Source organism: Nitrosomonas eutropha (assembly GCF_003201195.1).
Taxonomy (GTDB): Bacteria; Pseudomonadota; Gammaproteobacteria; order Burkholderiales; family Nitrosomonadaceae; genus Nitrosomonas; species Nitrosomonas eutropha.
In genome coordinates, this window is the sequence record NZ_QICQ01000013.1 from 64,807 (window position 1) to 76,434 (window position 11,628).

12 protein-coding genes are annotated in these 11,628 nt (G+C 46.4%); 9 read left to right on the forward strand and 3 right to left on the reverse strand.

The window, feature by feature from the left end; all coding sequences use genetic code 11:
* The first annotated feature begins 37 nt into the window (after positions 1-37).
* The 5 genes from C8R14_RS06470 to C8R14_RS06490 all read left to right on the forward strand — a co-directional run bounded on the left by C8R14_RS06470 (position 38) and on the right by C8R14_RS06490 (position 3,816).
* On the forward strand, positions 38-1,258 hold the full coding sequence (locus C8R14_RS06470; RefSeq protein ID WP_011634122.1) for a type II secretion system F family protein: 1,221 nt from the start codon (positions 38-40) through the stop codon (positions 1,256-1,258).
* Positions 1,259-1,301: 43 nt separating this feature from the next.
* Entirely contained in the window at positions 1,302-2,162 is an 861-nt protein-coding gene (locus tag C8R14_RS06475) for a prepilin peptidase (protein WP_011634123.1), read from the forward strand.
* Positions 2,163-2,165: 3 nt separating this feature from the next.
* Positions 2,166-2,777: a dephospho-CoA kinase gene (gene coaE / locus C8R14_RS06480; protein WP_011634124.1), complete on the forward strand. Its 612-nt coding sequence runs from the start codon at positions 2,166-2,168 to the stop codon at positions 2,775-2,777.
* 72 nt (positions 2,778-2,849) lie between these two features.
* Positions 2,850-3,605, forward strand: a complete 756-nt coding sequence (gene zapD / locus C8R14_RS06485) for a cell division protein ZapD (protein WP_011634125.1) — start codon at positions 2,850-2,852, stop codon at positions 3,603-3,605.
* Between the two features lie 16 nt (positions 3,606-3,621).
* On the forward strand, positions 3,622-3,816 hold the full coding sequence (locus tag C8R14_RS06490; RefSeq protein WP_011634126.1) for a DNA gyrase inhibitor YacG: 195 nt from the start codon (positions 3,622-3,624) through the stop codon (positions 3,814-3,816).
* A 67-nt stretch (positions 3,817-3,883) separates the two neighbouring features.
* On the opposite strand, the gene argA is transcribed toward C8R14_RS06490, so the two are convergent.
* Both argA and C8R14_RS06500 read right to left on the reverse strand, forming a co-directional pair.
* Positions 3,884-5,218, reverse strand: coding sequence for an amino-acid N-acetyltransferase (gene argA, locus C8R14_RS06495; RefSeq protein WP_011634127.1), 1,335 nt, complete (start codon positions 5,216-5,218; stop codon positions 3,884-3,886).
* A 23-nt stretch (positions 5,219-5,241) separates the two neighbouring features.
* The gene (locus tag C8R14_RS06500) at positions 5,242-6,003 is read right to left on the reverse strand and encodes a 16S rRNA (uracil(1498)-N(3))-methyltransferase (protein WP_011634128.1); all 762 of its coding nucleotides are present in this window, start codon (positions 6,001-6,003) and stop codon (positions 5,242-5,244) included.
* A 97-nt stretch (positions 6,004-6,100) separates the two neighbouring features.
* Between C8R14_RS06500 and C8R14_RS06505 the strand changes: the two genes are divergently transcribed.
* Complete coding sequence (locus tag C8R14_RS06505; protein ID WP_011634129.1) at positions 6,101-6,658, forward strand: thioredoxin family protein; 558 nt, start codon at positions 6,101-6,103, stop codon at positions 6,656-6,658.
* 2 nt (positions 6,659-6,660) lie between these two features.
* A complete protein-coding gene (locus C8R14_RS06510; RefSeq protein WP_011634130.1) occupies positions 6,661-7,464 on the forward strand; it encodes an inositol monophosphatase family protein in 804 nt (267 codons plus the stop codon).
* Between the two features lie 93 nt (positions 7,465-7,557).
* Here the strand turns inward: C8R14_RS06510 and C8R14_RS06515 are convergent, their stop codons facing one another.
* Positions 7,558-9,144 carry a multicopper oxidase family protein gene (locus C8R14_RS06515; protein ID WP_011634131.1) on the reverse strand — a complete coding sequence of 529 codons (1,587 nt, stop codon included), beginning with the start codon at positions 9,142-9,144 and terminating at the stop codon, positions 7,558-7,560.
* Positions 9,145-9,614: 470 nt separating this feature from the next.
* Here C8R14_RS06515 and C8R14_RS06520 point away from each other — a divergent pair, with 470 nt between their 5' ends.
* A complete protein-coding gene (locus C8R14_RS06520) occupies positions 9,615-11,126 on the forward strand; it encodes an alginate export family protein (RefSeq protein ID WP_242500219.1) in 1,512 nt (503 codons plus the stop codon).
* A gap of 45 nt (positions 11,127-11,171) precedes the next feature.
* Positions 11,172-11,507, forward strand: coding sequence for a hypothetical protein (locus C8R14_RS06525; protein WP_011634133.1), 336 nt, complete (start codon positions 11,172-11,174; stop codon positions 11,505-11,507).
* Positions 11,508-11,628 lie beyond the last annotated feature (121 nt).

Consider the following 11,628-nt stretch of genomic DNA (forward strand, 5'->3'; position numbering starts at 1 on the left):
ACTATGATCCAGATCAGCAAGATAAAAGGAAATTGGCATGGTAACGATCGCGACATCAGAAAAGAAAGTCAAAGAATTCAATTTTATATGGGAAGGAAAAGATAAAACCGGAAGGGCGATTAAAGGCGAAATGCGTGCGGCTGGCACTGTTGTAGTGACTTCTACACTACGCAAACAGGGTATCAGAGTAACAAAAATCACCAAGGCCAGGGCGGGTGGAAAAATTACCGATAAGGATATTACGTTGTTTACACGCCAGCTTGCAACGATGATGAAATCGGGAGTGCCTTTGTTGCAAGCCTTTGATATTGTAGGCAAGGGACACAGTAATCGTGCAGTCGGGAAACTACTGATGGATATCAAATCAGAAGTGGAAACAGGTAGCAGTCTGGCTAATGCATTCAAAAAACATCCACTTTATTTTGACTCCCTGTTTTGTAACCTGGTGGCAGCGGGGGAAGCTGCCGGTATCCTGGATAACCTGCTTGACAGGTTGGCTACCTATAAGGAAAAGATTCAGGCGATCAAGGGGAAAATAAAATCGGCATTGTTTTATCCTGTTTCAATCATTGTGGTTGCTTTCATCATTACCGCAGTAATCATGATATTCGTAATCCCGGCTTTCAAGGAGCTTTTCCAGGGATTTGGTGCTGATCTACCCGCCCCAACCCTGATGGTCATGACTATTTCTGACTTTTTTGTAGCATACTGGTGGGCAATTTTTGGAGGAATCGGTGGGGGGCTTTATGTATTTTTTTATGCCTGGAAGCGTTCTGCCGCAATGCAGCATGTCATGGATCGATTGGCTCTGAGGTTACCAATTTTTGGAGAGGTGATCCGTAAAGCTACGATCGCCCGTTGGTCGCGGACACTTTCAACTATGTTTGCTGCCGGTGTTCCTTTGGTTGAGGCACTTAATTCTGTTGCCGGCGCAGCCGGAAACCAAGTGTATTATGAGGCAACAAAAAATATCCAGAACGAAGTCAGTACCGGCAGCAGTCTGGTGGATGCGATGATGGCAACCAATGTTTTTCCTTCAATGGTGCTGCAGATGGTTTCCATAGGCGAGGAATCAGGTTCGCTTGATGCAATGCTCAGCAAAATTGCAGATTTCTTTGAGGCAGAAGTGGATGATGCGGTGGAGGCACTTTCCAGTCTGATGGAGCCGCTCATCATGGTGGTGCTAGGGACGCTCATTGGCGGAATGGTGGTCGCCATGTATCTGCCTATTTTTAAAATGGGGCAGGTGGTCGGATAACCAGATAGTGCCATTTTCACGACTGAATCAGGACAGGCAGTGCATGAATATTTTTAATACCCTGCAAGCTTCACCAGCTTTTTTTATTTCATTTATCTCGCTTATTGGCCTGATTCTGGGAAGTTTCCTGAATGTAGTGATTTACAGGTTGCCCGTGATGTTAAAACGTGAATGGATGCAACAATGTGCTGAGTTGCGTGGGGAGCAGGTAAAAGTACTGCCGGCGTATAACCTGGCTATACCAGGCTCCGGTTGTTCACAGTGTGGTCATAAAATTTCCGTCCTCGAAAATATTCCGATTATCAGCTACCTTCTTTTGCGCGGACACTGTTCAAGTTGCCAGGCTCGTATTCCATTTGATTATCCACTGGTTGAGGCTCTGACAGCTATTCTAAGCGGTTTTGCTGCGTGGCATTTTGGTTTTAGTGGGATTTTACTTGCTGCGCTGATTTTTATTTGGGCAATGATTATTTTGACATTTATTGATCTGAATACCCAGCTTTTACCAGATAGTATTACACAGCCGCTGTTATGGGCAGGCCTGATCGTGAATCTGCATAATGGTTTTGTAGATATCCATTCAGCTGTTATCGGTGCGGTTGCAGGTTACCTGACACTCTGGAGTGTGTACTGGCTGTTCAAACTGATTACCGGTAAGGAAGGCATGGGGTATGGTGATTTCAAGTTGCTGGCTGCAGTCGGTGCCTGGTTGGGTTGGCAATTACTGCCACTGGTAATCTTGCTTTCTTCTGTGATGGGGGCTGCTATTGGTACCATCCTGATCCTGGCCGCTAATCGTTCAAAAGGTACAACACTTCCCTTTGGTCCTTATCTGGCAGGAGGAGGATTAATTGCTTTGTTCTGGGGCAGTCAGATCAATCAGGCATACCTGGCCATGTTTTGACGTATGGGATTCATTATCGGGCTAACGGGTGGAATCGGCAGTGGCAAGACCAGTGTGGCTGATCTGTTCCAGGAGCTGGGTATTGAAATTATTGATACTGATCACTTGGCGCATGAACTAATTCGCCCAGGTGGTAGTGCGATTCAGGGAATTCGTGTCGTGTTTGGTGACCATTTTATACTGGAGGATGGTTCACTGAATCGAGTGGCTATGCGCGAGCTCGTATTCTCTGATGAAGTGGCGCGGCGTAAGCTCGAAGCCATACTTCACCCGCTGATCTATCAGGAAAGCAGGCGACGTCTCCCGCTGATTCAATCCAGTTACGGCATTCTGGTCGTGCCTTTGTTACTGGAGGCTGAAGATTATCCTGAGCTGATTGATCGTGTGCTGGTGGTTGATTGTCCAGAATCCCTGCAAATTTCCCGTACCATGCAGCGTAGCAAGCTGAAGGAACAGGAAGTACGTAAAGTGATGGCCGCACAGTGCTCACGTGACGAACGCCTTGCTCTGGCTGATGATGTGATTATCAACGACTCCGACAATCAGCACCTGCGGCAACAGGTACGAATGCTACATCAGAAATATCTTGCGCTTGTTGACAAACACAGCTTCTGAACGATTCTGGTAAGATGCATGTAACTGCAGTTTTCTGCTATGCTTTAACGTTCCTACGTCATCTTACTTACTGTGATCTGTTACGAATTACCCCTGAACGAACGAATCCGCATGTTACTGAGACTGGAGGATTTGTTCGACAAAATTGATTTTTTTTCGGCTAGGGATACCTCTTTCGAACATCATGCTGCTCTGGTTGCATTGTTTGAAATTCTTGATGTTACCAGCAGATCTGATCTTAAGTCGGATCTGCTGCAGGAATTGGATAAACAACGAACCATGCTGGAAGGTTTGCAAGATAACCCGGGCGTATCAGAAAAAGCACTCATTCATATATTGCAGGATATTCGAGCTGCTTTCCGTGGATTGCTTGATATACCAGGCAGGATTGGCGGACATTTGCGGGATGATGAATGGCTGATGAGTGTCAAGCAGCGTATGAGCATTCCAGGAGGGGCGTGCGAGTTTGATTTGCCCGCCTATCATTACTGGCTGAATATGGCTCCAGATGCCCGCAGGGCAGATCTCCAGAACTGGATTACACCTCTTACTTCTATCCGTAGCGGGATCAATATCATACTGAATATATTGAGAAACAGCGGAACAAAATTTTGTTACATTGCTGCTAAAGGAGTATTCCAGCAGGCTGGTTCAGAGCATCAGGCACATCTTTTGTGCCTGCATATCAGTGATGAAATTTCCTGCATCCCGGAGATCAGTGCCAATAAATATGCGCTCAATATACGATTTATTCCCTGGCGCTCGGATCACAAGACAGAAGTGTGTGAAGAAGATGTTCCTTTTGAATTGACTTTCTGCAGTTTATGAGTAGTGGTGTGATTGAATGGAAAGGCGACCAGGTAAATCTCCAACCGTAAACTGTCCCCAATGTGGTGAAGTCGTTGTCTGGGAAAAATCAAGCAAGTATCGTCCGTTCTGTTCTGAGCGATGTAAATTACTTGATTTAGGATTGTGGGCTACAGATTCCTACCGAATACCGGATGAAGATGAGCCTCAAGAAGATAATCCTCAAAGCTGATTTTGCATGATTCCAGATTTGTGTTCCTCAGCGATAAAGAACAATAGGCAGAGTGGGCGATCAGGTTTCAGATTGATTTGACGAAAACCTTTGAGCGGCGCTGATAGTTGTAGAGATGCTGCTTTGACTGTGGAAGCTGGTCAGGGGTGGTTTCCGAGAAACCACGCTCTACAAACCAGTGAGCGGTACGGGTAGTGAGGACAAATATATGGCGGTAGCCTTGTTTTCTGGCTTGTTCTTCCAGGTGATCAATCAGTATCCGACCCATTCCCGCTTTGCGATATGCAGGATGTACTGCGACGCAGGCCAGTTCGCATGCTTTGTCATCCGGGAAAGGGTAGAGTGCTGCACAGGCAATGATCACGTTGTCATGTTCAATCACTGTAAAACGTTCAATTTCCATTTCCAGTAATTCCCGGCCACGCCTCACCAGAATACCCGTATTTTCCAGTGGTTCGATTAACTGCAGTATGGCACCAATGTCCTTGATATCAGCCTGACGGATAATTTGTAGTGGGTCACGTGTGATCATGCTGCCAATGCCACCGTGCGTGAACAACTCAAGTAACAGAGCGCCATCAGCATGACGACTGATAAGATGAACACGTTCCACTCCCTGTTCGCAGGCATGCAATGCCCATGGCAGATAGAGGCGGATATCTTCATTTGGTTGATCTGCTGCAGTATCCATTGCCGCAAGTAGCGCTTTACCCTGCCTGACAGTAAGTTCTTGCAATAACGTATTACCTGATTCTGTTTGTTGCTGGATGCCGGGCGTATCTACCAGAAAAATCAGCTTGTCGGCTCTCAGGGCAATGGCGACTTCAGCGGCAGTATTTTCTACTGTCAGATTAAAAATTTCTCCCGTTGGTGAATAGCCCAGAGGTGAGAGCAGCACGACAACCCCTTGTTTAAGTTGATCGAGGATGGCTGCGGCATTGATACGGCGTACTTCTCCAGTGTATTGCAGGTCCACCCCTTCCAAAACACCGATCGGGCGAGCAGTTACGAAATTTCCGCTGGCTACCCGTATGGCGGCATTGGCCATAGGCGAATTAGGCAGCCCCATCGACAGCAGAGCCTCGATTTCAACCCGGACTTTACCGACCGCTTCTTTCACATATTGCAGTGTAGTGACATCGGTAACACGCATACCTTGTACGTAACTTATTTCCTGCTGATCAGCCTGTAATCTGGATTCAATTTGCGGTCGCGCGCCATGCACCAATACGAGCTGGATGCCGAGACTGGCAAGCAGGTTAAAATCCTGCACCAGCTCGACAAATTTTCCATTCACAACGACTTCACCACCAAAAGCGATAACGAAGATTTTTCCACGACTGGTGTGGATATGCGGAGTAACGGAGCGAAACCAGGTAACAAATTCGATGTCCGATTGCATGGCTGATCAAGGTAGAAGCACTATTAATAATCACCCCAGAGCACCTGGGCGGCGGCAATGGCTGCCAATGCAGCGGTTTCGGTGCGCAGAATACGAGTGCCCAGGCAGATAGGTATAAATCCGGCGTGAAGCATGGCGTCGGTTTCTTCTTCAGTAAATCCTCCCTCCGGGCCTGTCAGTAATGTAATGCACTCCCCGGATTCGGGAGGAGACAACTCGGCCAAACGCAGACGAGCGACAGGGGAGAGTATTATATCGCGCCCGGATAGATTACTATTTTCCTGTTTTTGCAACAGTTTCTGTTCTAACCAATGAGATAGGGACATAAGTGGTAACAGCTGGGGAATTCTGTTCCGTCCACATTGTTCACAGGCAGAAATAATGATTTTTTGCCAGTGTTGCCAGCGTTTATCGGCACGTTCTCCTGTGAGTCGGATGAGTGTACGGTTAGTAATCAAAGGTTGTATATAAATGACGCCTTGTTCAACAGCTTTCTGAATGATCCAGTCCATTTTTTCATTGGTACAGACAGCTTGTGCCAGCGTAAGCATTAAGGGGGATTCACGCTCAACTGGCAGGTGCTGTTCGATTTTAACGACACAAGCAGATTTTCTGACTTGTACAAGGCAACCGGAAAATTCACCTCCTGTACCATCGAACAGGATCACCGGATCTCCCTGTTTTAATCGGAGTACCTGAACTGCGTGATGACTGGTATCGTTGTTTAGCGTAACCTGTTTGGCATCGGGATGAATAGGGAGAGTATGAAAAAAGCGTGCTGTCATATAAAAAAGAATTGATATCTTGAGAGAAAAAGTAACAAAATATTTTTATGATAGTATAGGTAAGAATGAAATTGATTAATGAAAAAGGAGTGGCTAGATGGCAAGTCTTGAAACACCGGTTTGTGATTTTGGCTGGAAGGCGATAGATTTTGATCTTCCCGGGGTGGACGGTAAGCGTTACAACCTGGCATCTGTGCTGGGTGAGAATGGGTTATTGGTCATGTTTATATGCAACCATTGCCCTTATGTAAAAGCTGTTCGTGACCGGATCATTCGAGACGTCAAAGAGCTTGCTGGGCATGGCATCGGTACAATTGCCATCATGTCTAACGATCCGGCAGATTATCCGGAGGATTCATTTGAGAGCATGGGTAAAATTGCCCGGGAATATGCCTATCCGTTCCCCTATGTAATGGATGAAACCCAGGAAACTGCTAAAGCATACGGAGCAGTCTGTACGCCTGATTTTTTTGGCTTCAACAATAAACTGGAGCTGCAGTATCGTGGTCGGCTGGATGCCTCCCGCAAGGAAGCAGCACCTGCTGATGCACGCCGTGATTTGTTCGAGGCAATGGTTCAGGTGGCGAAAACCGGAAGTGGGCCTGAAGAACAGATTTCCAGTATTGGTTGTTCAATCAAGTGGCGAGCAGATTGAGCATGCTGGATCGTGTCATCACGGCAGTAAGGGAGGTTGCACACAAGGAGATTATTCCGCGTTATCTGCAAGTTGAACGTATCTATAAAGCAGATGGCAGTTTTTGTACCGAGGCGGATCTGGCTGCGCAAGGAAGTTTACTGGAGAGATTATACGAAATTTCTCCTGTGGCGATGATTGGCGAGGAAATGCCGGAATCGCAACAACTGGAACAGTGGGAAGCCGGCCAGGAGGGGATATGGAGTATTGATCCAATTGATGGAACTTCCAATTTCATGAATGGCTTGCCTTATTTTGCTGTTTCTGTGGCGCTGATGCGAGGGGGCAGAAGTGTGCTGGGCGTTGTCTACAATCCGGCGACAGATGAAATGTTTTATGCTGAGCAGGGGAAGGGTGCTTTTCTTAATGGCAAAGCCTTACCTCTTTCCAGACGTAAAATTCCATTAAACAAAGCGATTGCCAATGTTGATTTCAAGCGGCTGAATCGCAAGCTGGCAGTGGAAATTGTTGCCAAACCTCCTTATTCCTCACAAAGAAACTATGGCACTTGCACGCTGGAATGGTGTTATACCGCAGCGGGGTATTTTGATCTGTATTTACATGGTGGCCAGAAACCTTGGGATTATGCCGCTGGCTGCCTGATACTGGAGGAGGCGGGTGGCCATCGGTGTACGCTGGAGGAGGATGATTACTGGGCAAGCTATCCCTGGCGTCGTTCAGTTATCGGTGCGCTTGATCATGATTTGTTCATTCAGTGGCGTGACTGGATCAGGGCGCGTTTGCCAGATACTGGCTCTGCCCGCTGATCTTCCTGAATCTGAAGACTGCCGGTAGTTGGATGGTATTCGTATAGTACGGCACAGGTAAATTGTATGCCTGTACTCAACACCAACCCGGATTCAGCTGACAAAGAAATTGCGCATCATACCCATATCTTCATGTTCCAGGTTATGACAGTGATAAAGAAATAGCCCGGTATAGTCCGTAAATGGCTTGATGATTTCAACTTCCTCTCCTGGCATCACCAGCACTGTATCTTTCCAGCCACTGTTGATAAATCCATCCTTAATTGCAGCGTAAGCACTGTCAGCATGGCCAGGTTTGCGTGACAGAATCTGGAATTGCTGGCCATGAAGATGGATCGGGTGCGGCTGCGCCATTATCATCCCCATCATTCCTCCTCCCCGACCACCGCGCATCCCGCCACCCATGCCCCCACCCCCTCCGATACCCGGATTGATATTGGATATCCGGATTCTTTGCACGGTATTTACTGGTATTTTTTCTTGGTTCGTATAATCCAGCATGTCAAAGGTTCGGCCATTGAGATTGAAGGTCATACGACGCATGCCAATGGCAATTGGCACCACGATATCCGGATTAGAAGCATCCTTCGCAGTGAAACGGTGTATGGGAACCAGGGTATCAGGCAATCTGGGTGAATCACTTACTTGTTTGGTGATTGCAAATTTGACGATGGTACCTTTGTTTCCCTGGTCCATCGTATTACTTCCCATGCCCATTCCACCTCCCATGCGCATGGAAAATCCCTGGTAGGATAAAGTCTGCAGAGCCAGCTCAGAGCCAGGCTTGCGACCGCTAAAATCAACCCATAGCTCTACCCGTTCTGCTGGGGCAAGCATGATATAGGGGAAGGTTTGCGGTTTTTCCAGTAATCCACCATCTGTACCGATGATGGTAAGCGGAGAGCCGTCACTCCAGCCCAGTTTGTAGATTCTGGAGTTTGATCCATTCAGGATACGAAGACGGTAGGCACGCGTTTTTACGGGAACAACATGGTTACGCCGGCCATTTGCCAAGATGGTATCGCCAAGAAACCCCTGCATACGCTGATGCATGTTCAGTGCGTAATGCAATTGATTCCCGGATGTAAAAGTTCGATCCTGGATGATAAGCGGAATATCGTATTCATCACTTGGCAGATCCAGTTTGCGTTCAATCTCGTCTGTGATAGTAATGAGTCCGGCGAGACCCTGATACACTTGTCTAGCAGTTACTTCATGTGTATGAGAATGATACCAGTTAGTACCAGCCGGGTTTTTCACTTCAAACTCATATACATATTGCTCACCCTGGTTGATTGCATACATCGGATGTCCATCCATAATTTGCGGTACATGCATGCCGTGCCAATGCGTTACGCAGGGCTCTGGTATCTGATTGTAAAAAAATATTCGGACTTTCTGGCCTTGTTCAAAATTGAGCACAGGCCCCAGATAGCTGGGCAGTTCTTTAAGCGTACCAGAAGGCCCTTTCAGTAATTTTCCGGTATATTTAAGAACACGGGTATTTGCTCCCGGCAGGATTGAGACCTCGGTCATTTGTGCTGTCAGGGCAATTTCAACGTCGGCCTTGAATGCGCTATTGGGTGTTTTATTGAGTTTATTGCTTTCTGTAAACGCAAACCCGGGTATAGCTGCGGCATATTGCAAGAACCGGCGACGATTAAGGTTGGTATTGGTCATAAAATTAACCTTATTAAATAATTGACAGTTTTAAGCAGATTCTACCTAATTCGAGATAACCCCGGCGTTCTGGGAAACCAAGTGTAGCAGTCGGTGCAAGTGCCTGATTACCTCTTCTTCAGCGATGTGGCACATTAATAGTTGTGTGAGGGTGTGTTTGAGAAAAATATGGCTAAGAGAAATTTTTTATCCCGGTGTCAAAATGAATATGTGTAAAATTTGTCAGGAAATTAGTTTTTCGGATGTTTCAGAGCTCGATACGAAGAATAATCAACCTGAAACTTTTAATCACTCCTTCTCATAGTAATTATTCCAGAATGTATATAACTGATGCTACTGACCTCAGCCTTAGCCAGAACAGTTTGATTAAGAAATTGACTGAATCATTTATAGATAAACTATCAGATACAATCAGAGCTGGTCTGCAGGTAACCATCACCTGCCTCATTTGTATAAACGGGAGCAGCCCGGTGTTTGCCAGCGAGCGTTCCGTTACTGAAAATCATCAGATTGATTGGTCTAAAGCCCCTCCGGTAACACCACCACCTCGCTCTGGAATTTTTGGCAAGCCTCCAGCAGGCCCCGGCTATTTTTCATTACTGGACTGGTTTGATGGCAACAGACAGGATAAACCACAGTTTGACCCTCACCCACCTGCAGCGCTGACAACAACTCCGGCATTTGATTTTGATTTCCGCTATCTTGAACAACCAGATCATGAAAAGGATTTTTTTGATCCAGTTAAACGTATTCATCTGGGTGATGACTGGCTACTGTCTTTCGGTGGCAGCTTCTGGTATCGCTACATGCATGAAACTGACAGCCGCCTGAATCCAGCAAAAGCCAACAATAATTATCATTTGTTACGAACACGGCTTCATGCTGATCTTTGGTATCAGGATCGCTTCCGGTTGTTTGCCGAGATGCTGGATGCGCGCGCACTGGGGCTGGATTTGCCGCCGCTTGCTATCGACAAGAATCATACTGATATGCTCAATCTGTTTGCAGATGTCAAACTGGGGCAATTCATGGATGATCCGGCCTATCTGCGAGTAGGGCGCCAGGAACTGCTATACGGATCGCAGCGGTTGATATCAACACTAGACTGGGCAAATACCCGTCGCACATTCCAGGGGATAAAAACATTCTGGCAAAATCCGACATTCAACTTGGATGCATTCTGGGTGCGACCAATGGTGACCGAGCCCAATCAGTTCGATAACTGGGATAAGGATCGTAACTTTGTTGGTTTGTGGGGAACTTATAAAGCAATTCCAGGCCAGGTGCTTGATCTGTATTACTTGAATTTGATTGATAACAGAGCTGTTTCTCCTGCCAATATTACCCAGGGTAATGTGTTGCAAGGTGATTCGGTGCTGCATACCATTGGCGCGCGCTGGGCGGGTGATTATGAACGCATCCTCTACGAACTGGAGGGTATGTATCAGTTCGGGAGACGTTCCCATCTTGATATTTCCGCTTTTTCTATTGCTTCCGGGGCAGGTTATCATTTGCCTTTGCCGATGAATCCTCAATTCTGGCTACGCTATGACTTTGCCTCGGGAGATAAAAACCCAGGTGATGGACATAGCAATACGTTTAACCAGCTTTTCCCGTTTGGCCATTATTATTTCGGGTATATGGATCAAGTGGGGCGGCAGAATATCCATGACTTCAATGCCCAGTTTTCGATGAATCCGCAGCCATGGGTATCACTCACCGGGCAGTATCACCGTTTTTATCTGGCAAACAAGCGTGACTATCTGTACAACGCAGCAGGGATGGGATTTATACGGGATATTAATGGTCAATCAGGCAGCCATGTCGGAGATGAAATAGATTTTGTGGTTAATTTCCATGTCAGTCGTCACCATGATATTTTGTTGGGCTATTCAAAATTTTTTACCGGTACATTTGTTAAAAATCAGCGTCCCGGTGTTTCACCTGATTTGTTCTATGCACAATATAACTTCCGGTTCTGATTGATAGGCCAGAATCGTATTTTTCAACTTTGGAAAGGAAAAAACATGTTCAAAACGCTATTTGCTGTAATTTTGTCGGCTTCACTTATCAGCCTTAATATCTCTACTGCTTACGCAGAAGCACCTGCCAGAGGTGAAACGTTTCCTGCTGATGAGGGCATTGTTGTCTCATCTATCGATACAGCGGGATATACCTATATGGAGCTGGCAAACGGTGACAAGAAATTCTGGATTGCAGCGCCGACAACCAAAGTTGAGAAAGGGGAACATATTCGCTTCGTAGAGAATATGAAAATGCACAACTTCACCAGCAAAACCCTGAACCGGACTTTTAATGAACTGATTTTTGTTACATCCACACAAGTTAAAGTAGAGAAGTAAAACAGGTTTTTTATCGAGGGATAATTAACATCTGCTGACGCTTATTGATTTTGCTGCCCAGCTTTTTTTGAATCCTTGCAGATTGATAAGAACCTGTTCAAAATCTCTGGGAGTATGAGAG

What these genes read in the sequence shown, in the direction of transcription:
- C8R14_RS06470 (WP_011634122.1), top strand. Translation starts at nt 38, where the DNA reads ATGGTAACGATCGCGACATCAGAAAAGAAAGTCAAAGAATTCAATTTT.
- C8R14_RS06475 (WP_011634123.1), top strand. Translation starts at nt 1,302, where the DNA reads ATGAATATTTTTAATACCCTGCAAGCTTCACCAGCTTTTTTTATTTCA.
- coaE (WP_011634124.1), top strand. Translation starts at nt 2,166, where the DNA reads ATGGGATTCATTATCGGGCTAACGGGTGGAATCGGCAGTGGCAAGACC.
- C8R14_RS06490 (WP_011634126.1), top strand. Translation starts at nt 3,622, where the DNA reads ATGGAAAGGCGACCAGGTAAATCTCCAACCGTAAACTGTCCCCAATGT.
- argA (WP_011634127.1), bottom strand. Translation starts at nt 5,218, where the DNA reads ATGCAATCGGACATCGAATTTGTTACCTGGTTTCGCTCCGTTACTCCG.
- C8R14_RS06500 (WP_011634128.1), bottom strand. Translation starts at nt 6,003, where the DNA reads ATGACAGCACGCTTTTTTCATACTCTCCCTATTCATCCCGATGCCAAA.
- C8R14_RS06505 (WP_011634129.1), top strand. Translation starts at nt 6,101, where the DNA reads ATGGCAAGTCTTGAAACACCGGTTTGTGATTTTGGCTGGAAGGCGATA.
- C8R14_RS06510 (WP_011634130.1), top strand. Translation starts at nt 6,661, where the DNA reads ATGCTGGATCGTGTCATCACGGCAGTAAGGGAGGTTGCACACAAGGAG.
- C8R14_RS06515 (WP_011634131.1), bottom strand. Translation starts at nt 9,144, where the DNA reads ATGACCAATACCAACCTTAATCGTCGCCGGTTCTTGCAATATGCCGCA.
- C8R14_RS06525 (WP_011634133.1), top strand. Translation starts at nt 11,172, where the DNA reads ATGTTCAAAACGCTATTTGCTGTAATTTTGTCGGCTTCACTTATCAGC.